General features: G+C 38.5%; 20 protein-coding genes and 3 tRNA genes. 10 read left to right on the forward strand and 13 right to left on the reverse strand.

The window, feature by feature from the left end:
- Nucleotides 1-17: 17 nt before the first annotated feature.
- Both R2Q84_RS17000 and R2Q84_RS17005 read right to left on the reverse strand, forming a co-directional pair.
- Nucleotides 18-695, reverse strand: coding sequence for a hypothetical protein (locus tag R2Q84_RS17000; RefSeq protein ID WP_316817781.1), 678 nt, complete (start codon nt 693-695; stop codon nt 18-20).
- 73 nt (nt 696-768) lie between these two features.
- Nucleotides 769-1662: a DUF3078 domain-containing protein gene (locus R2Q84_RS17005; protein ID WP_316817782.1), complete on the reverse strand. Its 894-nt coding sequence runs from the start codon at nt 1660-1662 to the stop codon at nt 769-771.
- A gap of 113 nt (nt 1663-1775) precedes the next feature.
- On the opposite strand from R2Q84_RS17005, the gene R2Q84_RS17010 reads away from it, so the two are divergent.
- Both R2Q84_RS17010 and R2Q84_RS17015 read left to right on the forward strand, forming a co-directional pair.
- Nucleotides 1776-2387 (forward strand): lycopene cyclase domain-containing protein, encoded by a 612-nt coding sequence (locus R2Q84_RS17010; RefSeq protein WP_316817783.1) that lies wholly within the window; start codon nt 1776-1778, stop codon nt 2385-2387.
- The gene (locus tag R2Q84_RS17015) at nt 2380-2619 is read left to right on the forward strand and encodes a cytochrome b5 domain-containing protein (RefSeq protein ID WP_316817784.1); all 240 of its coding nucleotides are present in this window, start codon (nt 2380-2382) and stop codon (nt 2617-2619) included. Before R2Q84_RS17010 ends, R2Q84_RS17015 begins: the two co-directional genes overlap by 8 nt.
- Before the next feature lie 287 nt (nt 2620-2906).
- Here R2Q84_RS17015 and R2Q84_RS17020 read toward each other — a convergent pair whose 3' ends face one another.
- On the reverse strand, nt 2907-3827 hold the full coding sequence (locus R2Q84_RS17020) for a PfkB family carbohydrate kinase (RefSeq protein ID WP_316817785.1): 921 nt from the start codon (nt 3825-3827) through the stop codon (nt 2907-2909).
- A 140-nt stretch (nt 3828-3967) separates the two neighbouring features.
- Here R2Q84_RS17020 and R2Q84_RS17025 point away from each other — a divergent pair.
- Nucleotides 3968-4044 (forward strand) — tRNA-Asn (locus tag R2Q84_RS17025).
- A 66-nt stretch (nt 4045-4110) separates the two neighbouring features.
- Here R2Q84_RS17025 and R2Q84_RS17030 read toward each other — a convergent pair.
- The 9 genes from R2Q84_RS17030 to R2Q84_RS17070 all read right to left on the reverse strand — a co-directional run bounded on the left by R2Q84_RS17030 (nt 4111) and on the right by R2Q84_RS17070 (nt 17896).
- On the reverse strand, nt 4111-4656 hold the full coding sequence (locus R2Q84_RS17030) for a hypothetical protein (protein ID WP_316817786.1): 546 nt from the start codon (nt 4654-4656) through the stop codon (nt 4111-4113).
- Between the two features lie 77 nt (nt 4657-4733).
- Complete coding sequence (locus R2Q84_RS17035) at nt 4734-5894, reverse strand: TlpA disulfide reductase family protein (protein ID WP_316817787.1); 1161 nt, start codon at nt 5892-5894, stop codon at nt 4734-4736.
- Nucleotides 5895-5924: 30 nt separating this feature from the next.
- On the reverse strand, nt 5925-7133 hold the full coding sequence (locus R2Q84_RS17040; RefSeq protein ID WP_316817788.1) for a thioredoxin family protein: 1209 nt from the start codon (nt 7131-7133) through the stop codon (nt 5925-5927).
- Nucleotides 7134-7204: 71 nt separating this feature from the next.
- Nucleotides 7205-8602 (reverse strand): RagB/SusD family nutrient uptake outer membrane protein, encoded by a 1398-nt coding sequence (locus R2Q84_RS17045; protein ID WP_316817789.1) that lies wholly within the window; start codon nt 8600-8602, stop codon nt 7205-7207.
- A 24-nt stretch (nt 8603-8626) separates the two neighbouring features.
- Nucleotides 8627-12160 (reverse strand): TonB-dependent receptor, encoded by a 3534-nt coding sequence (locus R2Q84_RS17050; protein ID WP_316817790.1) that lies wholly within the window; start codon nt 12158-12160, stop codon nt 8627-8629.
- A 117-nt stretch (nt 12161-12277) separates the two neighbouring features.
- Nucleotides 12278-13435, reverse strand: coding sequence for a FecR family protein (locus R2Q84_RS17055; protein WP_316817791.1), 1158 nt, complete (start codon nt 13433-13435; stop codon nt 12278-12280).
- Nucleotides 13436-13532: 97 nt separating this feature from the next.
- The gene (locus R2Q84_RS17060) at nt 13533-14129 is read right to left on the reverse strand and encodes an RNA polymerase sigma-70 factor (RefSeq protein WP_316817792.1); all 597 of its coding nucleotides are present in this window, start codon (nt 14127-14129) and stop codon (nt 13533-13535) included.
- Nucleotides 14130-14232: 103 nt separating this feature from the next.
- The gene (locus tag R2Q84_RS17065; protein WP_316817793.1) at nt 14233-16662 is read right to left on the reverse strand and encodes a hypothetical protein; all 2430 of its coding nucleotides are present in this window, start codon (nt 16660-16662) and stop codon (nt 14233-14235) included.
- Between the two features lie 106 nt (nt 16663-16768).
- Entirely contained in the window at nt 16769-17896 is a 1128-nt protein-coding gene (locus R2Q84_RS17070) for a TlpA disulfide reductase family protein (RefSeq protein WP_316817794.1), read from the reverse strand.
- Between the two features lie 181 nt (nt 17897-18077).
- Between R2Q84_RS17070 and R2Q84_RS17075 the strand changes: the two genes are divergently transcribed.
- Together R2Q84_RS17075 and R2Q84_RS17080 are read left to right on the forward strand one after the other, a co-directional pair.
- Nucleotides 18078-19157, forward strand: coding sequence for a sensor histidine kinase (locus R2Q84_RS17075; RefSeq protein WP_316817795.1), 1080 nt, complete (start codon nt 18078-18080; stop codon nt 19155-19157).
- Nucleotides 19154-19813 (forward strand): LytTR family DNA-binding domain-containing protein, encoded by a 660-nt coding sequence (locus R2Q84_RS17080; protein WP_316817796.1) that lies wholly within the window; start codon nt 19154-19156, stop codon nt 19811-19813. Before R2Q84_RS17075 ends, R2Q84_RS17080 begins: the two co-directional genes overlap by 4 nt.
- A 115-nt stretch (nt 19814-19928) precedes the next feature.
- On the opposite strand, the gene R2Q84_RS17085 is transcribed toward R2Q84_RS17080, so the two are convergent.
- A tRNA-Ser gene (locus R2Q84_RS17085) sits at nt 19929-20013 on the reverse strand.
- 309 nt (nt 20014-20322) lie between these two features.
- Here R2Q84_RS17085 and R2Q84_RS17090 point away from each other — a divergent pair.
- From R2Q84_RS17090 to R2Q84_RS17110, 5 genes are all read left to right on the forward strand, one after another.
- A tRNA-Asn gene (locus R2Q84_RS17090) sits at nt 20323-20396 on the forward strand.
- A gap of 134 nt (nt 20397-20530) precedes the next feature.
- Nucleotides 20531-21073 (forward strand): GyrI-like domain-containing protein, encoded by a 543-nt coding sequence (locus R2Q84_RS17095; protein ID WP_316817797.1) that lies wholly within the window; start codon nt 20531-20533, stop codon nt 21071-21073.
- A 294-nt stretch (nt 21074-21367) separates the two neighbouring features.
- Entirely contained in the window at nt 21368-21880 is a 513-nt protein-coding gene (locus R2Q84_RS17100; protein WP_316817798.1) for an RNA polymerase sigma-70 factor, read from the forward strand.
- A 109-nt stretch (nt 21881-21989) separates the two neighbouring features.
- The gene (locus R2Q84_RS17105) at nt 21990-23150 is read left to right on the forward strand and encodes a FecR family protein (RefSeq protein WP_316817799.1); all 1161 of its coding nucleotides are present in this window, start codon (nt 21990-21992) and stop codon (nt 23148-23150) included.
- A gap of 122 nt (nt 23151-23272) precedes the next feature.
- Entirely contained in the window at nt 23273-26665 is a 3393-nt protein-coding gene (locus tag R2Q84_RS17110) for a SusC/RagA family TonB-linked outer membrane protein (RefSeq protein ID WP_316817800.1), read from the forward strand.
- Nucleotides 26666-26686 lie beyond the last annotated feature (21 nt).

Here is a 26686-nt window from a genome sequence, read left to right on the forward strand (position 1 = left end):
ATGAATTAGGTAGAATGTTAATTTGTTAGTGTAATGCGATTGGATAAATCTGTTTTTCCATTTATTAAACCGAGAACCCCGGTATTAAGCATAACTGCTTTTTTTGATTTTGAGACTTTTGCCTGGGAATTTGTATTAGAAGCTACCGGGGCATCAAACCTGTAAATGCTTACATAAGTTGCATCTTTAAATATCTTTTTAACCTCAGGCTTTAGCTTATTATATTCTACAATAGCTTCTTTGGTATGCTGATAACTGCGTTGAAAAACCTGATTTTTAGAATCATAGGTATACGAAGAGGTGTTACTTAATCCTTTTACTTTCAGCTTTTTGAGCACGTTTTGATTTACATGATCAATATTTGCAATTTCCCTAAATGCGAAAGATACGCTCACAATATAATTTTCAAAATCAACCTTCTTTTGAACATTACTTATTCCGGGAGATTTCTTTAGATAGGCAACAATTTCATCTAGCTCCTTTTGAATCGTTTGTTTGGAAGGAACTTTATAACCCTGTATGCTATCCATGAGCATTAATGAGGCCACTTTGGTTTTACTGGCACTAAGATTTAACGTTAGGTTTACTGTTCCGGAACCAGTTTTACTGAGGTTAATCTCCTCAATGATCTGAAAGCAGGAAGAAAAGCAAAGTAAAACAAATATAGAAAGCAGGTATTTATACTTTAAAAGCATTGCTTTGGCGTTTTTTATAGGTGTGCGGCAAAGATATCATTTTACCTATATAATATAAACACCTGCTTTGTTGTTAGAATTTATAAGTAAACCCAGCACCAAAAATCTGCTTTACCTGCAAAGCTTTATGTCGCTCAACAACCCCATTTACTTCTTTGGCAATTAGAGTATTATCATCATAGATCATCTGAACACCAGCATTCACTGTAACAAATTTATTGACTTTCATAAACAGGTTGGCGGTATAATCGGTATAGATATTTTGTGGATTATCCAGATAATTGGCATACAGCTTTAATATATTTTCAAAACCAACATTTTCCATCAGATTTACTTTATAATAAGCATCTAAAGACGCACCAAATTCGAACCGCATATTCTTACCAGGATCCACACCAAAAGCAGGAACAACCGCATTTAGATCATCATCAAATACCATTACTATCCTTGAGGCTACAGGAGAAAAGTTAACCCTAAAATTATCGGAGCGTTTGTAGGCGATACCCGGACCAAAAGTAAGATAGGCAGGGGCAAAAGCATTGGATATTTTGGTTCTTGTCGTTCCTTCGTATGTGTAACCTTTTGCAAACTGGGTCTGGAAATTAGCATAAAAAGTATACAACCAGTATTGTGCAGCTTTATATCCTAACAGACTATTTAAAATAACTCTATCATCATTCTTCCGCATACCTAAATCGTCCTGTTTACTCAGGCCATAGCCAACAATTACCTTATTATCCCAACTCCACTTATCTTTCTTGTAATTAAAATCATAGTTAAAAACCAAATTTCCCGCAATGGAATTTACACCACCAGACGACCAGTTAGAAAAAGAGCTCTGATTAATGAGGAAAGTATTTTCTCCGTGAATGGTCCAGTTTTTTGTGGTGTCAATCTTGGGTGTTTCCTGACTGCGAACTGATAGCACAACGGCTATAAGTGCAAAAAACAATAATATTTTTTTCATATAGGTGAGGTTTAAATAGATATACATATTAAAGATATAAAAAATTCTATCCGTATTTATAGATTTTAAACCGTATCAAAATCATATTTTTGGAGCTGAACTTATCTTTATACATGAACAATAGCTATCCAAAAGCATTTCTATTATCAGTTGCTTTAACAGGAATTTTCTTTTGTCTAATCACTACCCTATTTAACGTTTTAGGGGTTTTGTCATTCAGCCCCCAGCTTGTAGCCGCACCATTTATTGCAGGTTTACCACTAACAATATTGCTCGTTCCATTTGTTATTTCAGCACTAGGGCTTTTATCCTATCGTTTCTTAAATAGTAATTTCCCTAATAACAATCTCGAGAAGTTCAGTCTTTCAGTTAGCAATCTTATTCTGGGGCTATGTATTGCCATGCTCTTTTTCGGGTACATGAAGTTGTTTACCATGGTTACCTTTTCCATTTTATTCATTCTGCTGCTTTACATCGAGTACAAGAATAAACTGCGCTTTATGTACCGGTTTTACCGGACTTACCTGGCTTTAGTTGTTCCCTTATATTTTTTATGTCTTTATATAAAAACTCAGGACCCAATATTGTTTAATCAAAACGCAGGGTTGAAGTTAGACCTGGTTTATTTACCTATTGAAGCTTATTTTTTCTTTATGGGTATGCTTTTAATGGCCGTATATCTGTTTGAATTCTTTAAAAACAAGGCGCTTAAAAAGAATGGATAACCTACCTGTTTATACTAAACAACAGCTTGCTTTACGCAACGGCCAGGATAAGCCACAGATATGGGTAGCCTACAAGGGTATAATTTACGACGTTACTGAAAGTAGGTTGTGGCGAAATGGGAAGCATTATGAACATTGGGCAGGACAAGACCTGACCGATGAGTTACCGGATGCACCACATACTGAAACCGTATTTGAAAAGTTCACAGCTATAGGCAAATTACCCCTATAAAAACTATCAAAAGATGATATTAGACTTCCTACGTTTTAAGCTAAGTCTGAGTTAAATCAGATAAGGAGTTAAACCATATTTAAACAGGGTGCAAACAGGGTCAATGACCCCGTTTAGACCTGATGAAAACATTATAACTAAAAAGATAATTCGTCCTTCAACTCTATCTCTTATCTGGCACAGACCGATGCAAATCTTAAGTGAAAATTTAAAGGCTACGCAAACGGGTAAAATAAAAAAGACCGTATCACTACTATGATACGGTCTCTATAAAAATGCCGGGCAATTTAAGCTTCGATAGTAAATGAGCTTAAGCTAACAAACTCCTGTACACGCGCTGCAACTTCTGCTTCTGTAAGGTTCACAATTTTCTCAATTCCGAACTTTTCTACACAGAACGAAGCAAGGGCTGAACCGAAGATAATCGCATTCTTCATGTTATTGAAGTTTACTGTACCAACTTTAGCCATATAACCAATAAAACCACCAGCAAAAGTATCGCCAGCTCCAGTTGGATCAAACACCTCTGCTAAAGGAAGTGCAGGAGCCGAAAAGATTTTATCTTCATGGAACAACAGTGCACCGTGTTCACCTTTTTTTATGATCAGGTACTTCGGTCCCATCTCTAAAATTTTCTTTGCGGCTTTCACCAATGAGTACTCACCAGATAGCTGACGTGCTTCGGCATCATTGATGGTTAACACATCAACCATTTTAATAGTTTCCAGTAAGTCATCCATCATAATGTCCATCCAGAAGTTCATGGTATCCAATACAATCAGTTTAGGCCTGTTTTTAAGGCGACTAATAACCGTTTGCTGTACAATTGGAGTAAGATTACCCAACATTAAATATTCGCAATTCTGATAGCTTTCAGGAATAATTGGATCAAAGTCTGCCAACACATTCAACTCTGTAGCCAATGTATCACGACTATTCATATCATTGTGGTATTTTCCAGACCAGAAGAATGACTTTTCACCCTCTTTAATCTGTAACCCTTCGGTATCAATACCATGATTTGTGAAAGTATCAATATCCTCTTTATGGAAGTCATCCCCTACAACTCCCACAATTTTTACCTTATTATAAAAGTAAGAAGCAGCTAAACTGGCGTAGGTTGCCGCCCCTCCTACTATTTTATCCGTTTTTCCGAAGGGAGTCTCAATAGCATCGAAAGCTACAGTCCCTATGATTATCAGGCTCATATAAATTATTTTAATTTATTTCATTTTTTTTCACTGCAAATATTGCATAAATAAATTAAAACCCCTAATATTGCATTCCCAAAACGAACGAAGGTTTATGTTCTTTAAGAGATCAAAAACAACGTTTTGGCAACCAGCACTCCTTCTTAGCTCAGCTGGTTAGAGCATCTGACTGTTAATCAGAGGGTCGCTGGTTCGAGCCCAGCAGAGGGAGCCAAATACAAAGCCTTTCAGTTTTCACTGAAAGGCTTTTTTGGTTTTTGTGAAAATGACTTAATTTATCTTACTCCATTACAGCTGCAGGCACAGCATTCTTTATTAAGGTAGTTAATCCAGTAGCATATTTTTCCAACTCAGTGGCAAGCTCAGCGACAAGGGCCTTCTTAGCTTCGTTTTTCCCGGTAACTCTGGCCATCCATTTTACTTCAGTATTGTCACCTTTAGCTTTGGTAAACACAGCGACAGATACTTCATCGATACCGGCAGGTAAAGATTTTTTTGCAAAGTTGTAAACTAAGAACTTCTGCACCTGATCTACCTGTACAACATCCTCTGTACGGGAACTTCCATTAACGAAAGTAATAATCCGCTCAAATGGCAGTTCATCACCTTTCACTTCAACTGATTTAATATAATCCTTGGCAAAAAGTTTTACTAAATCCAGTTCAGACAATAAACTCCATGTGTCTTCCTGCTTCGACGTGATCAGGGCATCTTTGCTTACATCCCATTTAATCTGTTGTGCTTCTCCCATTTGTGCAAGGGCAGATTTTGGAGAAAATAAAACGATAAGGCCTAATGCCATCACTAAACTGATAATTTTTTTCATTTTTTTATGGTTTTAAAGTACTTTAATAATGAGGCCATAACGGCCATGATTTTAATTTGGTTGATATAAATCTGATTTTACAACCCGAAGATTTCTCCCAGTTTTTTATCCAGTTCTTCGGCCCTCAGATCTTTAGCCATGATGTTCCCATCCTTATCCAGCAATAAGTTACTGGGAACAGCCCTGATGTTATACATTTGCGCGACAACGTTCTTCCAGCCTTTTAAGTCGCTTACATGTGTCCAGGTGAGCCCGTCTTTTGCAATTGCTTCCAGCCATTTATCTTTTTTATCATCCAGGGACACTGCGAGAATCTCGAAACCTTTTTCATGATATTTCTTGTAGGCTTTAACTACGTTAGGGTTTTCGGCACGGCATGGGCCACACCAGGAAGCCCAGAAATCAAGCAACACATATTTTCCTTTATAAGATGATAGCGAAACCGGCTTACCATTTACATCATTTTGGGTAAAATCCATCGCCGGACTTCCGATAGCTGTTTTTTTTGCGATAGCCTCGCCTTTAGCAAGATTCTCGCGCTGAACTTTTGCTGTTGTAAGCCATGGATGAAGTTTTATTAGCTTATCCAGTGTTGATGCGATCAGGGCTTTATCTTTGCGCGGACTGATAAAATTTAATGCATAAAGTACCTGGGGCTTGGTACTGTTCATTTTTACTAATAGCTTGATCCTTTCGTCCATGTCATCAAATAATTTCCACATGAAACTATCCAGTTCTTTAGCAAGCACCGTATCTTTTTTCATTTTGGCTTCATAGTGCAAGCGACTAACATCTATAGTATTTTGATAATTCCGATAATATATAAAGTTAACCTGGTTAATCAGGTTGTTTTCATCTCCACCCTCAATAAATACATACGGCGGATTTTTGATCACAACTTTAGCAGTATCCTGCCCCCTAAAGTCAATTTTAAGATTTTCTTTATTGGCCCAAAACGTAATTTGATCCCATTTGTAAACGTCCAGCTCGTACAGATCAGGTTTGCTCGTGTTAACTTTGAAGCTATAGCTCCCATCGGCTTTAAGGCGAATAGTATCTATAATTTTCACATCATCTCCTGTTCTTTTTTGCAATAAAAAAGGGAACTTTTCCTGATGTTCTTTTGGTGGGGGGAATTTAACCTTTCCACTTACCGTAATGTATTTCCCCGGTTGTGCGTACAATAAACTAATTGTCAGCAATACAGCAATTGCCATTATTATGGTTTTTTTTATCATCTTCTTTAATGTATTTAAATTTCCTTTTTACTAATCTTTCATCATTTGCGGGGTTCCTCTTCCTTTAGCTGCGGCCTGTTTTCTCAAGCTATCAGAGTTTAAAGCAAAAGCTTCGGCTTCTTTAATTTTACCTTGTTTCTTACAAGCCATTTTGCGGAGGTCGGAAACCAGGATCTGGGCGGTTAAATTATTCTTATCATCGCTGTATTGTTCGGCCCATTTTAAAGCGTTAACACAGTATTTAACTGGCGCATCGCGTATCATTTCCATAGCTGGCCACAAAATCGAATGCGCACCGGGTTTAGTGGTCTGCTGAAGTTTACTGCTGATTACATCACAGAATTTATCCCATTGTTTAGTTCCGGACAACTGCGCTAACTGAAGTGATTCAAGCATTTCGTCAGACGAAGGCGCCTTTCCTGTTTTCAGCAATTCCTCCATCACTTTGACTTTATGATTGGCTGCTTGTAGTCTTCCAGGAGTTGAATAGGCCTTTTTTAATGAACTTATCGCGCTATAAAAAACCTGGTTAAAATACATGTCTACCTTACCTTTTCCATACTTTACTGCCAAATCATCCGACTTACTCAACAAGTAGGCAAAAGAAGTGGAGGTTACATCGTATAGAAAACGTTTGGCCATCGTCCAGTTTTTCCCTTCCAGTAAAGAAGCCTGAGGAAGGGCATCAAAATAGACTTTAGCCACTTCACCCATTTTATCATTCTCGTAAGCAGCTTCCAGGGCGGTCATGTAAGCGACAGTCGTTTCCGCAGAATGATCACCTGCATTGAACTTTCTTCCCAGGCCATAAACTGTACTTTCCGGATTTAGGGCCTTACGTGATTCGGCCATAAATTCATTAGCTGGTGCCGAACCTACTATTTTATGCACCAGATTACCATCGCCATCTATAAACAGCAATGTTGGATAAGCATTAACCTCAAAACGCTTATTTAAATCCGGCCCCTCTCCTTTTTCCATATCCACCTTCAGGTTAACAAAGGTCTGGTTGAAGAAGTCGGCAACACTATCCGTTTTAAAAACCGTATTCGACATGACCTTACATGGACCGCACCAGGAAGTGTAGGCATCAAAGAAAATGAGTTTGTTTTGTTTTTTTGCTTCAGCGAGCACTTCTTTAAATGCTGCGTCATGCTTAAAGTTTATTTCCCGGCTTTGGGCTAATAAGCCCAGGCAGAGTGCGCAGCTAAACGCTGCTGATAAAAGAACTTTTTTCATTACTTTTTTGTTGTTTTTGATTTTAATATGCCCTTAGGCTTTAGTTAGGTAGAAACTTTCGATAGGTCTTTTTAATAGCCGGGGTTTTGTTTAATTAAACCATTGGTAATATCTATTTCCCGTTGTGGAATTGGTAAAGCGTATTTATCCATTGGCAATACCGTGTTAGGTTTTAAGCCAGACCTGATGTAATCAAACCGGCTATGGCTTTCAAAAGCCAGTTCCCATAGCCTTTCCTGAAGAATACGGTCAATAAGTATCTCCTTCGTACTAAAATCTGCCGTTGTATAAAGTGCCGGTTTTTGTCCGGCCGGAAAAGCACGCTGATAAACATCATTCAAAAGCTGTACAGCGGATGCAGTAACCCCGTTCTGATAAGCTTCAGCCTCGGCTTTATTTAACATAATTTCCGACACGCGGATCATCATCAGGTTATCAATCAAATCAGGATGAGAAAATTTGAGGTTTCTGTTCTGATTCTGAGGATCTACATAAAAGTCAGCACGCCTTTGGTCAGCCACATTATAAGAAGTTAAAAATGTACTGTTAACTGTAAGGAAGCCATAATTATAATATAGATCATGAAACTTGTACTGACTCACATCCTTGTTCCAGCTTACGGGAAAGCCGAATATAATCTCCTTACTAAAGGGAATATCAACAGACATCGCAGCATTGACTGGAAAAACACTGGTAACACTTGTTTCCAGGCCATATCCCTGATCAGCTAAAACGTCAGTTGCATAACCTATACATTTTGCATAATCCCGTCTATAAAGACTTACCCTTGATGCCAATGCCCTGGCCGCAGCTTTAGTAGCCCTTCCATGCTGATCAACGTTTTGATCAAACTTCAGCTTTAAATCTATAATCGCTTCATCCAGATCTTTGATAATTTGTACATAAACCGCCGAATTCGTAGAACGTGGGATGTTCTGTGAGCCGTCATATCCATCAAAGGCCTGCAACCGTAATGGAACACACAGAGCTTCCATATTGTTCTGCATCGCCCGATCACCAAAGTACTTAAGCAGATTAAAATAAGAAAGGGCCCTGATAAACTTAGCCTCTGCGATAAACTGCTTTTGCAGAATAAGATCGAACGTCGCATGTTCGGCCAGCTTATTAATAATTACATTGGCCAGGCTTATCGTTTTATAATTATTGCTCCAAATACCAAGTACAATAGCGTTACGGGAATCAAGATTACCGGTAGCATAATCGGTCGAGAAACTGGAAAGCAAACCTGTTGTTAAATCAGGAATAGCATACGCCTCCCCTTTTGAAGCATCGAAAAGGCTCAGATAGGTTCCGGCAAGCAATCTTTCTGTTCCTTTTTGATGTGTTAAAGCATCCTTCTCTGTGGTAACAGATTCGGGGGCAAGATCTATTTTCTTGTCACAACCCGATAACATTGAGCCAGCTATCAGAACGCTTAAAAATAATTTATTGAGGTTCAATTTGTTCATGGTTAAGATTGTTTTAGTGATGAATTAGAGCCCTAGTTGTATACCTAATCTGAAACTCCGCATTGGCGGCAAGGTCAACTCGTCATAACCGACATTAAGAGCCGAAGAGCCAAATGCACTTACTTCCGGATCCATGCCGCTATATTTGGTGATAACGAACAAATTATTTCCCTCTGCAAACACTTTTATTTTGCATAAACCTGTCCCGATTTTCCTTTCAAGGGTGTAGGCAAGGGTTAAATTACGCAGCTTGATGTACGAAGCATCTTCCAGAAAGCGGGAAGTATAACGGCCCTGCGTATAGTCAGTTGCACCAAAGAATCCCATGGCAATATTATTCGATTCATTGATCAGGCCCGGAACATTTGTTTGATCTCCGGCATTTTTCCAGTAATTCAATTGCTCGATCGACAAATTGCGTGCATTGAGTCCCGTAAAAGTCCCTTCTGTATAATTCGTAGTTGAAGCCCTTGCTCCATTGAACAGCTTATTGCCCTGGGCAAACGTAAAGAAAGCATTCAGCTCAAATCCCTGATAACTAAAGGTATTCCCCAACCCACCAAAGAATTTCGGCAATGCATCACCCAACACTTTACGGTGTTGATTTGGATTCTCAAAATCAGTAGAAGGAATAGGTTTTTCAACTTTATTGCCATTTTTATCTACCCAGATGGGGTTACCATTCTGTGCATTTACACCGCCCCATTCATACATGTAAAAAGATGTTGCAGAAGCGCCAGGCAACCAGTAACGCCCTCCGTTGTATTCAATAGTACGTGCAGTTAATTCCGGATCAATTTTATGAAGCTTGTTAATGACATTGCTATTTCTGGCAATATTAAATGTGGTGTACCATTTAAATCTATTGCTTACGAAATTTTGAGAATTAAGCGTAACCTCCAAACCTTTATTGGTCAGATCCGCAAGATTTTGCAGCTGAGTATTGAAGCCCATAAAGTTAGGCAATGGTGAAGTTACAATGGAGTTTTTAGTCTTTTTGTTGTAATAGTCGAGACTTAAGGTTAACCGTGACTGAAATACGGATAGGTCCATTCCCACATCAATCATCGTGGTCCGTTCCCATTCCAGATTTGGGTTATTTGGGAATAAAACTTCGAAAGAATTGATGGTTCCGTAAGTAGCTCCGTATGGATTTGGCCGATAAGTTCCCTGATTTCCATAATAACCAGCCCCGCCATCGTTTCCGGTATACCCCAGACTTCCTCTAAATTTAAGCTGGTCTATCCATTTTACACTTTCCAGAAAAGACTCTTCACTAGGCACCCATCCCAGTGAGAAAGAAGGGAAACCAACGTAACGTTTATTTCTACTAAATTTTGATGAGCCATCTAGACGGTAAGTAACACCGGCCAGATATTTATTGTTGTATTGATAATTGAAACGACCGAAATAAGAAACCATCGCCCATTTTTGATCTAAAGCGTTGATTACTTTCCGGGTACTTGCAGCGTTGATACTTAAAATATCATCACTCTGAAAATTTTCTCCTACTACACTATTTATACCTTCGGTAGAGGTTTCAAATGACTGCCCCAGGGTTGCATTAAACCCATGTTTATAAGCAATCAGCTTATTGATACGTAATTCATTGCTAATTACCCAACGACGGTTATTTGTGGTTGTAGAAGTAGCCATTCCTTCAAGCGTACTTAGTTTATCAACCTCACGTGAATAAGCTTTACCATCTATCCAATCCACACCGAAATCGGTATGCCAGGTAATCCAGGGCGCAAATTTTACATCCGTATAAACATTACCAAAAACCCTTGTATCAATCCTGTTATTAGCGCCCGTTTTTGCCCAGGCAACAGGATTGGTATCTTCATTTACTCCTTGGGGATTATCACCAAATCTCCATACATAGTTTCCCTGTGCATCGGTTATAGGGGAATTGGGTGGCTGCAATATAGCATTACGATATATACGTTGGGTATTCAGTGCATTGTTATCTACATAAGACATGGCCATATTTGCACCAACTTTGATAGATTTAGAAAAATTGCCCTCCAGGTTTATACGTCCTTGATAACGATTAAAATCGTTGTTAATAATGTAACTCTGGTCCTTATCATAACCTCCGCTAATCGCATACACCAGGTTCTCATTACCTCCGGATAAAGAAAGCGAAGCTTTAGAACCGATTGCAGTACGGGTGACCTCATCTAACCAATTGGTATTTATTCCTTTCGGAAAAGCAATTGTAGATTGCGGGTTTTTAGCTTTCAAAAAGCTCGTATAAAAATCAGCATATTGATCACCGGTCATCATTGAAGGCGTTTTAACCGGGTTACTTGCCGAGGAGGATAAGGTGAAATTAATTTTCATCTTCCCGGCTTTACCTTTTTTAGTGGTTACCAGGATAACACCCGCAGCGCCCCTGGAACCATAAATCGCTGTTGCATAAGCATCTTTAAGTACTTCAATGGACTCTATATCATCCGGATTGATACTGGCCAGCGGATTATTTTCCACCTTATTTTCAGCCCCGTTTGCGTAAGTTTCATCCACCCCGGTACCGCCGAATACAAAGCCCGGAGATTTGCCGCCACTGAAATCGGTGGTATTGTTATTTCGGTCTAAGCTGTAAACAGGCACTCCATCGATCACTACAAGTGGCGAGTTTCCATTTTTATTCAAAGTACTGACACCGCGAATGATGATAGCTGAGGCGCTACCCGGCATACCCGATGACTGAGCTACCTGCACCCCGGCAATCCTGCCAATCAGCGCTCTGTCAATTGTTAACGGAACCTGCCCGATTTCTTCGCCGGGTTTATAAGTACCGATAGATCCGGTTAAACTTCTTTTTTCCTGTACACCATAACCCACCACCACTGTTTCCTGCAAGTAGGCTATGGTGGGTTTCATCATCACGTTCAGATCAAGTGTTTTCCCGGCCTCAATGATAACATTATCTAAAATCCGCGTATTGAATCCTATACAGCTAAAGATAATCCGGTATTTTCCAGGGGTTAAAACAAACTTGTAATTTCCATCTGTGTTGGTAGCCGTCCCCATTTCAGTACCATCAACTTTTACGCTAACTCCTGAAATGGGCGCCCCTTTCTCATCGGATACGTTTCCCTTTAGGCTTACTCCAGGCGCTAGCACCGGTGGTTGCTCCCTTTTTTTTGGCAACACAACAATGGTCTTATTCTCTATTGAATAAGTAAAGGGCTGCCCCTCAAAACACTTATTCAGCACACTGGTCAACTCTTCCCTGTTTGCACGAATGGTTACGGGTTTAGTTTGTTTAAGCTGTGCGTTGGTGATTACAAAGTCATAACCACTTTGCTTTCTAAGTTCCTGAAAAACTTCATCAAGCGGGGCATCCTTTTTAACTAAGGTTATACGCTGTGCGTTTGCTGCAAATGCAATTTGCAAACAAGCCACACATAATGAAATAATTATTAAATTCATCCTCATTATCCATTTCTTTAAATGACACCCTGAAAATGCTCCCCGCAGTGGATTTCCTACGAAATCCATGGTATAGTTGGTCAGACCATACCAGATCTTGTTGTAAATTTTGTACATTTAGTCGTCGGTTTAGTTGATAAATATGTTTCCAAGCATGGTTATTAGAGGGGCTGACATTTGATCGGGGGCGCGTCAACGTTCCCGATTATTTTCAGTTCGTCCTCTCGTTGTCGGTTAAGGCATAACTAAAATCCTCCTTCCTTCAATTTTAAAGTGAACACCTTCTGTGGCCTGTAATGCTGTAATTACTTCCGATAGTTTTTTTGTTTTCGAAATGGTACTTACAAACCCAATATCCGACACATTTCCTTTGTATTCTATTTCTACGTCGTACCACCTTGCCAGCTGGCGCATAACACTTTTTACATCTTCTCCTTTAAACACAAAATCTCCGTTTTTCCATCCGATAGCCTGTTCCACATTTACCTTTGAAATTTGCAGACGGTTACCGCTATTATCTGCCTGTTCGCCAGGATTAAGCAATTTAAAATCTTTCGGGTCGTTGAGGGAAACCTTCACCGAACCTTCCAGTAGCGTTGTTTTTATAGCATCTTCATCTACATAAGCATTCACATTAAAGTGCGTTCCGAGGACCTCAATCGTTTGGCCAGCGGAGCGTACCCTAAACGGAGCAGCCTTGTTGTGCGCCACTTCAAAATAAGCCTCGCCTTTCAATTCAACCTTTCTCTCTTTTAATGAAACGAATGATGCAGGATATTTTAGTGTGGAAGCTGAATTTAACCATACCCGTGTTCCATCGGGGAGTGTAATTTCATACTTCCCTCCCTTTGGCGTTTCAATCGTATGGTAACCAAGATCAGGAGCGTGTGCTTTTTTTGCACCCGTTGCATAGATCAATTGTCCATTGGCTGCTTTAACGATTTCAACATCAGCATCTTTTGCCAGCACACTACTGTTTCCATCACTTAAAACAATACGTTTTCCATTTCCCAATGTTAAATAAGCTTTATTCCCTCCCGGGCCTACGTCGCTGACCAAAGTTTGGTTACCTTGTTTTACCCTGAAAGTGAATTGATTATAAAAGTAAATACCAAAACCAAATACAAAAACAACAGATGCAGCTACAGCAATACGCTGCCAAATTGCCAGGGTTCTTGCCCCATTGCTGTTCATCTTTTCAATAAGACCTTGCCAGCTTTCTATTCCAACGTCGTTAATGCGCACAACGTCAATATCGGAAACATCATGCACTGATATTTTTTTTGAAGCCTTCATATAAGACTGCTCCAGTATATTTATTTCGTTAGCCGTTGCCTCACCTGAAAGGTATTTATCAATTAGCTCGTCTATGTCTTGTTTTGAATATTCCATAATTGCCCTCTATATACAAGACGCTTATATTTAATCCAGGGGGACATTTTTAATAAAGTTTTTTTCAGGATTTTAAAAATTGACCTTAAACTATGGTTTAAGCCTTATTGTGCATGATTGAGATCAATACCAGGGAAATACCTGCGTAATTTCGAAGCCTGAGCCTTAGGGTGTGGATTGCTCTGTGAATTTGCTTTTTTACAGCTTCTTCGGTCATATTCAACCTTTCTGCAATTTCCTTATTGGTCAGGAATTCCTTTCTGCTCAACTCAAATACTTCCTTCATTTTTTTTGGTAGCTGTTCAATTTCTATATCAATCAACCGAATCAATTCCCGCTCGTTAATACGCTCAACTGTAGTATTATCTAGTTGATTAAGTTCTTCCATTAAAATATCAACAAAATCAGGATTCACCTTTTTTTTCCGGATTAAGCTAAAAATCCGGTTCCGGACAGCAATAAAGAGATAACCTTTTAAATTCGTGTTGATCTGTAACTCTCCGCATTTCTGCCAAAAAGTAAAAAAGGTATCCTGCACTAAATCTTTCGCGGCGTCCTCATCTCCCAGAATTTTCAAGGTATGGAGATAAAGCAAATGCCAATGCCGCTTGTAAATTTCAGTAAACGCCAACTTATCCTTTTCTTTTAACAAAAGGATAAGTTCTTCGTCAGCAAACTCACCATAATTTCTCATAGCATTACTTCCATCATATAAAATCGGCTTATATATTTTTAATTTTAACGCATGCCATTATAGTTCATTTACCAAGTGCTCCTTGAAACAGTACAAAGGATTTTCAAAGTTTTACTTTCTTTACCTGCTCAGCTTTACCACGTGTGATATACCTCACAACAACCTCAGGACTACTGTCCTTTTCCACATCACATGCAAAAGCTACTGCAGAAGATCCAGCCGGAAGCGATGCTTTACCTTGTATCTTTAAAGTATCTATGATATTGAAGTTTTTATCTGTTAAAAGCGCCCGCCCTTCATGATCCAAAAGCAAGTACTGATTTGCCTTTATTGTTCCTTCAATTTTTATAACCCCGGCAGGTGTAGTGAATGATGGATTTGCAATTGCGCCCTCTCCTTCAACTTTAAGCCTTAAAGCAAAAGGCCCTTCAGTTGGTGTAGACCATGACCAATCTGCTCCACCTGGCTGTCCGGGTTGCATTTCAGAAAGGTCACATCTAAATTGCTTAGAAATATATAATGGGTGCAATAAGAAATCATTTTCGCCTTTTTTCTCTAAATGCCATTCCGTCTCCGGATCTCTTAGCCTTACTTTTTGTTCTTCAGTAAAAGCCTGGTTCATTCTCAGAAAATCCCAATTTTTCATAGCCTCTAACAGCTTATCTATCTGACCATGGTTACGCAATGTCTGAAGGTTAATACTCATTGCATAGCCCGAATCAAATCCTGCTGATTCTGAAAGCGCCCATTCCAGATCCTCTAAAGTAGTGGTTTCAAATTTTCTATCGCCCAGACGTACTAAGAACCATCCTAACATTCTGGGAAAAAGGTTTCGTGTAAAATACTTTTGATTTTTAATTCTGCTCTCTACCTGCCCCTTGCGCATTTCTTCTCCCCAGGGCTCTCCCCAGTTCATTCGTGTGTGAATATGCCATGAGAAGTGATCCAGACGGCTTGCGTCATTTATAATATTTGATTTATCTTTTACCTGGTCATAAAATCCCTTAACAAACTTAGCCGTAGCATAATAATCATGACCTGTATACATGCATCCTTCCAATCCATCAAAAGAAATCTGCTTAATTCCAGTTTTATTAAAAATTTCAGCTAGTCTGGCTGCAAAGTTATCCTGTAATTTCAAGTCAGGGAATAATGTTTTGTATGGGTAATCCCATAACTTAAATAACTTTTCACTCTTTTTATGCGCTGATTTCTGAGTTCCAAAAGCACCTCTTGTACATCCTGTCAAACTCATTTTATCTCCCGTCACATCAACTTTACCAAATGTAATCAGCTCATCTCCGATTTGCAAAGTATTTAAGGTTAACGGCATTTCAAATAAAGCTGATTTAGAAATTTCGAAAGTTGTCTGGTTATCATCCAAATCAGACAATAATGTTAACTCCCCTTGTTTCAACAGGTGCTTACTAGGCACAGGTGTAACGTAAGGATCATTTGGCGTAAGAAAATTAGATAGTGTATGTACACCCAAATCTATGCCCTGACTATTTGCTTTTTCAACAATCCTTTTAACTCCATCATCGCCATCAGCTGCAAATGATGAACTCCATTTAAAGTTTCCCCAGGTATCAAATGGCCCCTCATGATATATATTTTTAAAGCCAGCTTTTTTCGTTTTATCTAAAACGAAATCAATATCCTTCTCAGAGAAAGAAGAGATTAAATACGACCTCATTGACGACCTTGATGTTTTATCCCATTCTCCATTAATCATCGGATGAGGCAATTTCTGTTCAATTTCAATCTTTCCGATTCTATTCAGGATTTCAGCTCTTTGATCACCAAACAATGCAATCTTAGACCCTACTATTTTTGCATCTGGTCCTTCAACAGGAAGCGTTAATGATTTCTCAATTTGTTGGACCTTCCTATATTCAACACGCTCCCGGTTTCTGCTGGAAAGCTGAAAAACAGTTCCATCTTTTGTATCAACGGCAGCGAGATTGTAAAAAGGAGTGCTGGATACTGATAACTCTGTATTCTCCCCGGTATATTTAAAGAACTTACTATAGATATCAGCCACTTCATAAGGAATTCCACCATTGGTTTTGATGTGCAAAGATTGCATTCCAAAAGCGATATCTGCATGCTGGGCAACGCCAACAACTTCACCTACTACCTCATGCAAACTTACTTTCAATGGACCAAAAACGACTTCATGATATACATCACTTATTTCCTTAATTTCAAACACAATGGCATTAGGGCTTTGTGTAACCTGTAAAACAATTTTACTTCCGTCCTCCATGCTCAGACTAAACCGACTTCCATTAACCTCCAATGACTTCGGCAAAACGACCCTCCCGTTTTTACTTGTAGAAATCAAAGGATAATTTCCTGCACTTAAAATTTCTTTACCTGCTACTTTTATGGAGCTATAAAAACCCTTATTATCAATAGATACAATTGTTTTTGATGTTTTTAAATCGATTGCCTTCAATACCGAAGGCAGAGAAAAAAGCAATACAATTGTTAATAACCGGATTACAACATTTTTTAAAGTGTTCATCATCGTTTAGTTTCATTATGGATTAACGCCATAATCTACAAACTTTTGTTTCTATTTTATAACCTAATTTTCTTTTATTTTTAATAGTACAGCTATAATAGGGTAACCTTTATCTTTCCAGTGCTTTAAGGATCGCAGTTTCGATACCATTTGAATAACCTTCGCTAATAAACGTAATCTTCCCTGTCCTGTCTACAAGTACATAAAGTGGTATACCTGTTATCTTTAACGAATTCATCAAGTGTTCACTTCCGGCTAACATTGGCAGAGTAAACCCTCTCTTTTTTGTAAATGCCTTTGAAGATACAATGTTACTGGTATCATTTACAATGCCGTACACCAGCAAACCTTTCGTTTTATACTTTTGAAACAAACCTTCAATATTTGGCATTGATTCCACACAAGGGCCACACCAAACTTCCCAGAAATCCAACAATACCACTTTGTCTTTAAAATCATCGGTAGAGATCCACCCAGTTCCGTTCGCAAAGACCTGCAGTCTAAAATAAGGCATTGAACTGCTCAATAGTCCGAACACCGGACTACTCGTCTTTTCTGGAACTATGTGTTGAAAGTTCGCGAGAAAATCTGGTGCAGCAAAATCGTATTCGGGTTTACCGGGGTTTATAGTTAGTTTATTTATTTCATAATAAAGATCCTGTATTCTGCCCAGAGATTCCTGATGCTTACGGACAGATACAGGGAGCATGGTTTGTTTATCGATTTTCACTTCCTTGAACTTTCTGGTAACATCATATTTGACAACATCCGCGTAATTGAATAACAAAAGATAGCTTTTATCATCCTCGGATACTGAGCTATTGATCACGCCGACAGTATCAAGGTTCATCATATCTGGCAGTACCAGGTGCCCGCCACCGCCATCTAACAAGTTATGGATCCCAGAGGAAGTTGTTGTGATTTTATATGTCTTTGCAACTACATCTAGTGCGTATCCGACATGACCATCATACATTTTTTCTGTTGGATCACCTTCCTTTTTACCTGAGAACCTGAATCCAAAGATGGAATCTTTAACATTCTTTTCCATTACAACACTCCCATTCATATGCCTGATATAAGTACCAAGAGTATCGGTACGCTTAACCGTGTATGAAAGTACATTAATTGACCGCTGCTTGTTCTTTACCTGACTGATAATATCTGCTGCATTCTGACTGAAGCAGATCATCGGCATTAACAACATTACAATCCCGGATTTAAACATCTTTTTCATATAAAACATTTATTTCAAACAAAAATAGATGCTTAAAAAGTATATTTTCACGCTATTAGACCAGCGCTCAGATAATTTAGACAAAAGTTGAAGACCTTCTTATGTCGAAAAAAACCGTTCCTTTGTCGAAAACATAATGCAATGGTTTTTAATTTGAAAATTAGCCCTTACCTTGTAAGGGATGTCTTTTAAACTATTCTTTAATGATAAATACAACAGATTAGAGGTTATTTTTTTCCTAACCTATTATGTCCTATTTTCTATGTTGAGCGGGCTGGAGTATAGCCTGATTGAAAAGAGAAACGTTTCATTCGAATTCAAAGATCTTACGGAAATATTGTTTTACGGACTCAAGTCGCTCGTCGCGGGATTTGTCTTCTACAAACTTTTGATTCAACGCTATCTGTTTGAAAAAAAATACATCAAGTTTATAATTGGATTGTTAATCTATCTTGTAATTTACAACCTCTATATCCTATATGGATACCTATTGGTTTCCAAGATCTCTTTCCTACCCGAACACATGACAGCTAATGCTGCGAAATGGTACAACAGCAAAGCTTTATTACATTTTAGTCTCATTTATATGTTCAGGGAGTTTTTGGTACTTTCCGCACTTGCCTATTTCATCAGATCGGCAAAACAAGACAGGCTTATTGATCAATTGGGAAAACAGCAATTGAATGCTGAGCTGACCTATCTAAAAGCTCAGGTACAGCCACATTTTTTTTTCAATACACTGAACAATATTTATTCGTTGACCCTGCAACAGTCTGCAAAGGCCGCTCCATTAGTTGCCAAACATGCAGACATAATGCGCTACATACTCTATCTGGCTTCTGAACCAACGATAACATTACAAAAAGAAGTTGATTTTTTAAGAGACTACATTGGAGTAGAGGCCGTCAAGTATCCGGAACGAATACGCATTGATTTTGAAGTACAGGGGATTGACCAAACCACGATAATAGAACCCTTACTTTTGCTTCCATTCATCGAAAACACATTCAAACATGGAATAAAGGAAGAAACAGACGAAGGTTTCGTGCTGGTTATTCTTAGTCTGGTGGGCCGTGAACTATCCCTGGAAGTCAGCAACAGCAAGTCGGCCAGTAGCGTAAACAACGGACATAGTGGAATTGGGCTTAAAAATATCAGAAAAAGATTGGAGCTTTTATACCCCCAACGACATTCTTTAATAATCAAAGATGAAACGGATACTTATACCGTATTTCTAACTTTAACACTAAATAGCAAATGACAAGATGCCTAATAGTAGAAGACGAACCCTTAGCGCAACAGGTGATAGCTGATCATATCAGAAATATACCAGAGCTGGAATTAGTCGGAATATGTGGAAATGCAATCGAGGCATTTGAGATCATACATCGTACACACATCGACCTGATACTCCTTGACATTCAAATGCCAGCCCTAAACGGAATGGATTTTATTAAATCCCTAAAAGTTCCTCCTGCGGTTATCTTTACTACCGCTTACTCCGAGTATGCAGTTGAGAGTTATGAAATACAAGCTGTAGACTACCTTCTAAAGCCGATTACTTATGAACGATTTTTGGCCAGCATCACCCGGTTTCTAAAACTTTATGTACAACCCGCCCCTGCAAAGACACATACATTCTTTAAGGTGAATGGAAAATTCATAAAACTAGAACATATAGATATCTTATATGCTCAGTCTGTTAAGGATTATATTATTCTTCACACAATACATGGAAAATACATTACACACATGACCATGAAATATCTGGACGGCTTGTTGCCATCTTCTATATTCTTGAGGCTTCATCGTTCGTTTCTGGTCAACCGAGACAAAATTACTTTAATTGGAAAACAAGAAGTTGAAATAGACCGTGACAAAATTCCAATAGGAAAGAATTATAAAAATGCGCTATAGCAAAACGGTATCAAACGACAATTCCAAAAAACAAGTTGTGCATTGTCGAAAATATGAAATGTGTTTAAAACAAAAAATCCTGAAATCTAATGACTTCAGGATTTTTGTTTTTCTGCGGAGAGCGAGGGATTCGAACCCCCGGACCTATGACAGTCAACAGTTTTCAAGACTGCCGCATTCGACCACTCTGCCAGCTCTCCGCTGCAAAAGTACAAATACCATCCGGTTCTCCAAATTTAGATTTATTTATTTTTCAGGTTTTTTCTGACTGAGATTTTTCATTTACACAAAACGGATTTGCAATCAAGCATTTAGACCATCAAGCCCTCTGTATTTTTAAATTAAAAAAAATAATAAAACCGCTCAATAAAACGTTCTTCATTTTAAGTTCAATAATATTTCAAAAAATTTTAGTCAATCTGATTAATATTTCTTAATATTGCGCTCCCAAAACGAATGAACGTTTACTTTCTTAAAAGATTTTAAGCTACGTTTTGGCAAACTAGCACTCCTTCTTAGCTCAGCTGGTTAGAGCATCTGACTGTTAATCAGAGGGTCGCTGGTTCGAGCCCAGCAGAGGGAGCAAAAAGGCAAGCACGGTAAAACGGTCGCTTGCCTTTTTTATTTTTGGCTCATTACAGCCAATGCCAAATCTTCGTTAACACTGCCATAGGGTTGTCACAGGCTTACTCTAAATTTGCTCCCTAACAAAAAAAAATGACAACAAAGAACCTTCAGTATTGGACGCTTACAGCATTTATGCTATGCTCCTTCGCCGCTCAATCACAAACCAAAACATCTACAGCAATGAACATTCAAAAATTTAACGTAATTGGAATTTCAATAAGAACAACCAATGAAAACGGGCAATCCTCCAAAGACATTGAAAAATTATGGGGTAAATTTTGGGCTGAAGAAATACAGAAAAAAATCCCAAACAAAGTCAATGATGATATTTACGCAGTTTACACAGATTATAAAACCGACTTCAACGGTCCATATACTACCATTATTGGACTTGCCGTAAGTTCGCTGAAAAATATCCCTCAAGGTTTTGTCGGAATAACAATCGAAACGACTACCTACCAAAAATTCGTTTCTAAGGGTAAAATGCCGGCTGCAGTTTTCAACACCTGGTTGGAAATATGGCAAAATGACAAGTTAAACCGGGCTTATAAAGCTGATTTCACAATTCACGGAAAAAAATATTACGCGGGAGATCATGCCGAAGTAGAGACTTATATCTCCGTAAAAGAATAAAGTCCCGTTTGTCCTTTCAATATAGAATGGAGCTGGCACCGACATAACCACCAAAAGCTGGGAGTAATCAATTAAAAGTACTATTGGTGACCAATATCAGGGTAATACACACCTTAATTCTTTGCAATAGAAAAAACCGTTATTTCGACTTTTTTTAGAGAAGAAGTAATTATATCTTCGGAAACTCAAATTTTTATTTGAGGATCTATATTTAACGAAAATATGATTTAACGCTCCTTGCATTCGATGTAATAGTTAAATTATAGGTCAACAGGTTGAAAAGAAAGCAAAAAAATGACAGCACCTGGAGACAAAACCTTGATTACAATTGATCAATTTGAAGTTTTTTTTCATAAGAACTACAAAGGGTTATGCATGCTGGCTGTTCATTATGTTAAGGATGCCGACCTGGCAAAAGATCTGGTACAGGAGTTCTTTCTATATGTTTGGAACAAACGGGAACAAATTAATTTTCAATCAACCTTTGAAGCATACGCACATCGGTCCGTAAAAAATATTTGTATTACCTATTTAAAAAGACAAAAGAACCACGTATTATTTCAATCGGAGGAATTACCAGATTTATCATTCGATCCAGATGAGATCATAGCAGAAGAACTTTTTCAAAGCGAAATGATTTCAAAGTTAAAAGATGCAATTAAAAACCTGCCTCCGGAAAGAAGGAAATTATTTCTGATGAGCAATGTTCAGGGCTATACATACGCCGAAATTGCCAAACGAAACAATATCTCCATCAACACCGTTAAAACCCAGATCAAAAAAGCATACGCCACCTTGCGTTTGTAATTGTTTTTTAAAGCTTAATTAAGCGCTTTTTGATACAAAAACAATAAATTATAGAATTTATTTTAAAATACGATCACCCCTTTCTTTGAAACGTGCTACATATTAATGTATGGACAACATTAATAGCCCGAAACACAATAAGAGCAATGAATGGATTCAGGATTTGCTGGATGAAGAATTGTATGACGAGGCCTATAAATTTGAACTTGTTACGAATGATGCAGAAGAATTAACAGCAAGTCCATTGTCAGCAGGCGAAGAACATCAAAAAAGCTTTAATTCAGCTGATGCCTGGGACTTATTCAAAAACAATGTGGATACAGGCACTGATCAGCATCCTAAAATCGTTCCCTTAGGATTCCGGTGGATGAAATATGCCGCGATAATTGCGCTTCCACTTTTAGTAGGCTCAGTTGTTTATTTCTCCCTAAAAAACAACGGGGGACAAGAGAACTCAAATTATCAGGCAACAACTAAAAATCATTCAAAAGACGTTATGCTTGTACTTGAAAATGGGGATCAGGTTAACCTAAAAAAATCGGAAAATGCAACGGTATTGAATGACAATATCATCAACTCTGCCGACCAACTCGACTATACAAAAAGTTCCAGCACTGCTGCTTTTAACACATTAATTGTCCCCAAAGGCGCAAGCTATAAACTCCTGCTGGACGATGGCACTCAAGTATGGTTAAATGCAGATACAAAAATTAAATACCAGGTCAACTTTGATAACACGTCTACCCGTGAGGTATACCTGGAAAGTGGAGAAGCCTTCTTTAAAGTAACGAAGAACCCTGAAAAGCCTTTTATTGTACATAAAGGTGATATGCAAATCCAGGTTTTAGGAACGTCATTTAATGTAAACACCTATTCTGAAAAAATACAAACCACACTCGTTGAAGGTAAAGTAAAGATTGGATTAAAAAATACAAACAAGGAACTAATCTTAAATCCGGGACAACAGGCGAACGCCAACCTAAAGACTACGGAACTTAGCAAACAAAATGTTGATCCGGAACTCTTTGTCGTATGGAAAGACGGGATCCTTATGATCAATAATACAACTATGGAAATGCTGATGGAGGAATTAGGCAGACTATATGATTATCAAATTGTATTTGAGAATGAAGAATTAAAAAAATTGCATTACGACGGAAGTACCGAGAAATCGGCAAGCATAAAACCATTGCTCGATATGATCGAAAAAACGACCAATGTAAAATTCACTATTAAAGACAGGAGGATTATCGTAAAGAAAGACAACTAAACCAAACTATTAAAAAAGGACAAGAGATGTTAGGACCATCTCTTGTCGAAGTCAAATTATTTATAAATCGGGCGCTTTCTAGAGCCTGCCCATGATTTATTGTTTTAACCTAAACAAAACTAATGAAAAAAAACCATAAGAATGCCACTTGCGCGCAAGCCGGCAGATGGAAGACATTTAAGTTAAAAATACTTATGATTGTCTTTCTGTTAGCAGGTGCCGCTAATTTATTTGCCCAATCTCAGTCTGCAAAAAAGGGCCTTAGCCTGAATGTTAAAAATACATCAGTAGCAGAAGTTATTACAGCACTGAAGAAACAAGTCAAACAACACTTTATTTATAATGTTGAAGAACTAAAAGACTTGCCCCCCATTTCAATAAACGTTAAGAATAAATCACTGGAAGAAATTCTTGAACAATTAAAAAAAGAAAACAACCTTAACTATTCTATTCAGAACAATACGGTTATTATCAGCCGTCGCAAAGACGAAAAGCCCTCAAATGCTAATGAATTCTATAAAGACATTAGAATCGAAGGAAAAGTTGTAGATAAAGACAATCGGCCATTACGTGGGGTGACCATTACAGAACTTGCCACAGGCCGTTCAACCGCTACAAATTCCAATGGCATGTTTCACTTAAATGTTAAAAATAACGCCAGACTTCAATTTTCTTTTGTGGGCATGGAAACTAAGTCAGTTTATATTGACAACCAGAAAAACCTCAACGTCGTTTTACTACCTAAGTCAGAATCGCTGAATGAAATAGTTGTAAATGCAGGATATTATAAAACAACACAGGCGGAATCAACAGGAAGTATTTCCAGCATTGATTCTAAAACAATTGAAAAACAACCGGTCACAAACGTATTAAATGCACTTGCTGGGAGAATGCCCGGTGTACAGATACTTCAACAAAGCGGCACCGCTGGCTCCGGAATATCGATACAGATTAGAGCTGCAAACTCTCTTTATGCGGGTAGCACACCACTTTACATTGTTGATGGAGTGCCTTTCCTCGGTGATGCAATTTACAAAGCAGGGGGAAATACCAGTGCAGGTATAGCGCCAGCAGCTGGCAGTAATCCGCTAAACCTGCTTAATCCCAATGACATTGACAACATCAGTATATTAAAGGATGCGGATGCAACGTCGATTTATGGTTCGAGGGGAGCTAATGGAGTTGTATTGATCACAACCAAAAGACAAAAAGGCGGGAAGGCGAAAATTGACTTCGGTTTCACTCAGGGCATTAGCCGGGTAGCTAGCCTGCACCGCGTAAAAACTTTATCACTACCGCAATATCTTGAAATAAGAAGACAAGCTTACAAGAATTCAGGAGTTACCCCAACACCGAATACGGCACCCGACTTACTGGTTTGGGACCAAAATAAAACCTCTGACTGGGAAGACCTTTTCTTTGGCGAAACTTCCAATTCTTCAGATGCAAATTTATCGCTGTCGGCAGGAAACAGAAACCTTAGTTTTTTACTGAGTGGAACCTACCATACTGAAGATGGCGTTATTCCTGGTGACTTCAATTATCAACGTGGAGGTCTACGTATGGCGGCTGGTTACACTTCTGATGATGATAAATTTGGAATTAACGTAACCACAACCTTTAATTCAGATAAAAATCAGGGAAATGCAAGATCGAGCAGTACTGCCGACCTTGCCAATGTAGCTTACTCTGCTCCGTCGAATTATCCTTTGTATAATCCCGATGGTAGCTTATACTGGTTTTCTGGCAATGCGTCTCTCTTTTCCAATCCATTTGCTTATCAGCATAAAAAATACACAGGTAATTCAAATGTATTGATCGGCAGTGTCGGCATGCGCTTCTCACCTATAAAAGGCCTTAATCTTAAGCTCGATGCATCCTATAACAGAATATTTTCAAGTGCAACAGACCTTAGCTATCTCAAGTCTATCAATCCCTTCACAACGACCAAGCCTTCGGGAATGTACCAGCAAAATTATAATGAGACCTGGAACGTAGAACCCATGGCTGAATATATCCGGAAAGTTTCGCAAGGAGTTTTAAGTGTTCAGGTAGGCTCTGCTTTCCAGTCTTCAACTTATGTACAGCCATATTATATTGCTGCCGGCAATTTTGCTTCCGACAAACAGTTAAGAAATTTTACTTCGGGATCAATGACAACACTCAATTCTTTTGATTCCCAGTATAAATATAGTTCGCTTTTTGCCCGTGTAAACTACAACTGGCTAAAAAAATACATTGTAAATGTTAACTATCGTCTGGATGCCTCCTCAAAATTCGGTATCAATAAAAGATCAGGAAGTTTTGGTTCTGTAGGAGCGGCATGGATATTATCTGAAGAGAAATTTGTAAAATCACTCCAACCGGTAATCAGCTTTGCTAAGCTAAGAAGCAGTTATGGATCTTCCGGTAATGATCAGATCAACAACTATCAGTTTTCAGACAACTATTCGACTTCATTTGCTCCGTATGATAATATTCCCGGGCTTAACCCTCAAAATCTGGCTAACCCTAACCTGGCCTGGGAAGTAAATAAAAAATTCGAAATTGCATTTGATCTTGGGCTATTCGATGATAGGATTAATTTGTCTACTGCATGGTTCAATAACAAAACTAACAATCCTTTAGTTACATCTCCATTATCTACGCTTACCGGATTTCCGTCCTATGTTGCCAACATCGACGCAACAATAGAAACCTATGGAATGGAGTTTAGTTTGAATACAAAAAATATCAGTACTAAAAACTTTAAGTGGGATTCCTACTTTAACATCAGTAACCCAAAGAGCAAACTAGCGGCTTTCCGGGACATTGAAAACTCAAATTATGTAAGGGACAAACTTGTAGGTGGTTCACTGGCTAATATTTATGGCTTCAGGTACCTCGGCATTGAAGCTTCAACAAGTCTACCCATGGTAGCTGATGAAAACAAAGACGGTCGAATTTCAAACCCCAATGACAATCCGACACTTGCTGCTTATGGTAAAGGTGATTATATAAAAATCGGAAATTCTGATGCCGATTTCTATGGTGGATTAGGTAACAACTTTACTTACAAAGGTTTTGAGCTCGACATATTTGCACAGTTTGTGGGACGCAAGATGGTCAGGGACATTGCAAATGCAGCCTACAACGGCCGGAATGCAGTGGGCGCAACTGCAGCAAATATGGTCGCGTCATACTATGATCTATACCAGCAAACGGGAGGTAAATTAGCAACAACAGGAGGTTTCAGTATCAACGATATAAATTCGCCAGCATCCAGATATTTGTTATACGCCAACTCTGATGCAACCATCAGCAACGCGGCCTTTATCCGTTTGAAAAACGTCGCACTGTCATATAATTTACCGGAAAAATGGATAAAGCCACTTAACCTTAGTCGGGGTACCATATTTGTTAACGGACAGAATCTATTCGTAATTACAAATTTTGAAGGTTATGATCCTGAAACCCAGCCGAACAATGTTCCACCAATGAAAACCTTTGTTTTAGGTTTTAGGGCAACATTTTAATTCATTATTAATATAAAAAAA

This window comes from Pedobacter nyackensis, assembly GCF_032678475.1.
Lineage (GTDB): Bacteria > Bacteroidota > Bacteroidia > Sphingobacteriales > Sphingobacteriaceae > Pedobacter > Pedobacter nyackensis_A.

Coding starts and splice junctions, on each gene's coding strand:
- R2Q84_RS17000 (WP_316817781.1), bottom strand. CDS start 695: ATGCTTTTAAAGTATAAATACCTGCTTTCTATATTTGTTTTACTTTGC.
- R2Q84_RS17055 (WP_316817791.1), bottom strand. CDS start 13,435: ATGGAATATTCAAAACAAGACATAGACGAGCTAATTGATAAATACCTT.
- R2Q84_RS17035 (WP_316817787.1), bottom strand. CDS start 5,894: ATGATAAAAAAAACCATAATAATGGCAATTGCTGTATTGCTGACAATT.
- R2Q84_RS17095 (WP_316817797.1), top strand. CDS start 20,531: ATGACAACAAAGAACCTTCAGTATTGGACGCTTACAGCATTTATGCTA.
- R2Q84_RS17100 (WP_316817798.1), top strand. CDS start 21,368: ATGACAGCACCTGGAGACAAAACCTTGATTACAATTGATCAATTTGAA.
- R2Q84_RS17070 (WP_316817794.1), bottom strand. CDS start 17,896: ATGAAAAAGATGTTTAAATCCGGGATTGTAATGTTGTTAATGCCGATG.
- R2Q84_RS17080 (WP_316817796.1), top strand. CDS start 19,154: ATGACAAGATGCCTAATAGTAGAAGACGAACCCTTAGCGCAACAGGTG.
- R2Q84_RS17020 (WP_316817785.1), bottom strand. CDS start 3,827: ATGAGCCTGATAATCATAGGGACTGTAGCTTTCGATGCTATTGAGACT.
- R2Q84_RS17040 (WP_316817788.1), bottom strand. CDS start 7,133: ATGAAAAAAGTTCTTTTATCAGCAGCGTTTAGCTGCGCACTCTGCCTG.
- R2Q84_RS17105 (WP_316817799.1), top strand. CDS start 21,990: ATGGACAACATTAATAGCCCGAAACACAATAAGAGCAATGAATGGATT.
- R2Q84_RS17060 (WP_316817792.1), bottom strand. CDS start 14,129: ATGAGAAATTATGGTGAGTTTGCTGACGAAGAACTTATCCTTTTGTTA.
- R2Q84_RS17015 (WP_316817784.1), top strand. CDS start 2,380: ATGGATAACCTACCTGTTTATACTAAACAACAGCTTGCTTTACGCAAC.
- R2Q84_RS17005 (WP_316817782.1), bottom strand. CDS start 1,662: ATGAAAAAAATATTATTGTTTTTTGCACTTATAGCCGTTGTGCTATCA.
- R2Q84_RS17075 (WP_316817795.1), top strand. CDS start 18,078: ATGTCTTTTAAACTATTCTTTAATGATAAATACAACAGATTAGAGGTT.
- R2Q84_RS17110 (WP_316817800.1), top strand. CDS start 23,273: ATGAAAAAAAACCATAAGAATGCCACTTGCGCGCAAGCCGGCAGATGG.
- R2Q84_RS17065 (WP_316817793.1), bottom strand. CDS start 16,662: ATGATGAACACTTTAAAAAATGTTGTAATCCGGTTATTAACAATTGTA.
- R2Q84_RS17045 (WP_316817789.1), bottom strand. CDS start 8,602: ATGAACAAATTGAACCTCAATAAATTATTTTTAAGCGTTCTGATAGCT.
- R2Q84_RS17050 (WP_316817790.1), bottom strand. CDS start 12,160: ATGTACAAAATTTACAACAAGATCTGGTATGGTCTGACCAACTATACC.
- R2Q84_RS17030 (WP_316817786.1), bottom strand. CDS start 4,656: ATGAAAAAAATTATCAGTTTAGTGATGGCATTAGGCCTTATCGTTTTA.
- R2Q84_RS17010 (WP_316817783.1), top strand. CDS start 1,776: ATGAACAATAGCTATCCAAAAGCATTTCTATTATCAGTTGCTTTAACA.